The sequence below is a fragment of the Pseudoalteromonas luteoviolacea genome (genome assembly GCF_001696455.1).
GTDB classification, from domain to species: domain Bacteria; phylum Pseudomonadota; class Gammaproteobacteria; order Enterobacterales; family Alteromonadaceae; genus Pseudoalteromonas; species Pseudoalteromonas luteoviolacea_C.
This window is the reverse complement of record NZ_MAUJ01000049.1, coordinates 1-563: the sequence shown is the minus strand read 5'-3', so window position 1 is coordinate 563 and position 563 is coordinate 1. Positions and strand designations below refer to the sequence as shown.

The 563-nt window shown below is 53.1% G+C and carries 1 protein-coding gene; it reads left to right on the top strand.

Features of this window, described 5'->3' with window-relative positions:
• Positions 1 to 15: 15 nt before the first annotated feature.
• Positions 16 to 563, top strand: a 548-nt coding sequence (locus A7985_RS25430) for a hypothetical protein (protein ID WP_218061312.1), incomplete at its 3' end; no start/stop codon positions are given.

Sequence of the window (563 nt, the reverse complement as noted above, 5' to 3'; positions counted from 1 at the left end):
TCGTTTGGCGACACCTTGTATTCGAACACGGAAAAAGGCGCGGCATCCTTTTCCTTTAGTAGCGCAGAAGTGGGGGCAACCTATAGCTATACCATTTCGAGCAGCAATGGAGGCACTGATGTCACGGGCAACGGTACAGTGACGTCGGCAGGCCAGCAACTCACTAATTTAGATCTCAGTGCCCTGAATGATGGCACTTTGACCTTATCTGTGATTTTAACGGATACCGCAGGCAATGCGGCAACGGCGGCGACAGCCAATAGCACGTTAGATACTGCAGCGCCCAGTGGGCACAGTGTGGCCTTAAATGACACCAGCTATAACAGCGCAGAGACGGGTGGTGTGAACTTTAGCTTTACCAGTGCTGAGGTGGGCGCCACATACAGTTATACCCTCAGCAGTAATAATGGCGGTACGGCTGTGACGGGCAATGGGACGGTCACCAGCGCGGGCCAAACCGTTAATGTGTCGGACATCAGCGGGTTAAATGATGGTAATTTAACCTTATCAGTGACGGTGAGCGACACGGCAGGTAACGCGGCAACAGCGGTGACTGATACGGC